Raw genomic sequence first — 494 nt, forward strand, 5'->3', positions numbered from 1 at the left:
CGCTTTAACATAACGCGGCATTCTGTCGCAAATCGCCCCAGTCGCTACGCTGCGCTTCGCTTGGTGGGGCGATCGCTGCGCGCCCTTCGGGTTGACAGAATAGGCGTTATGTCTGGCGCCCCTGCGCGCCTGCCAGGCCAGCATGTGCGCCTTGCGGGCGCAGGGTGTGGTCAGGGTCACGTCGCGCGCTCCTGCGTCGCTTGCGGCCGCGCTCTGCCAGTCAGTCAGGTGAGAACCACATAGCCGCAACTTCAACTTCCACGTCAACAGCAACCCCAACCCCAACCCCAACCCCAACCCCAACCCCAACCCCAACCCCAGCGGGCGGCAAGCCGCCCGCCAGCGTCCGCAAATTCAAAAACCGCACGTCGGCGCCAAAAAGTTAAAATGTGCGACGGCCGAGCTGGAGGACCGGCCGAAACCCGCATGAACAGGGCGTTTGCGCGCGTTGGACTACGATTGCACGTCGGACCAAGTGCGTTCGGCAATGCGCT

The 494-nt window shown here is 63.8% G+C and carries 1 protein-coding gene; it reads right to left on the reverse strand.

Annotated features, from left to right (window positions below):
- A partial coding sequence (locus tag F2P45_RS35860) for a hypothetical protein (protein WP_223164925.1) occupies positions 1 to 180 on the reverse strand: 180 nt, incomplete at its 3' end.
- Between the last annotated feature and the right edge of the window lie 314 nt (positions 181 to 494).

The sequence above is a fragment of the Massilia mucilaginosa genome (assembly GCF_011682145.1).
GTDB classification, from domain to species: Bacteria; Pseudomonadota; Gammaproteobacteria; order Burkholderiales; family Burkholderiaceae_D; genus Telluria_A; species Telluria_A mucilaginosa.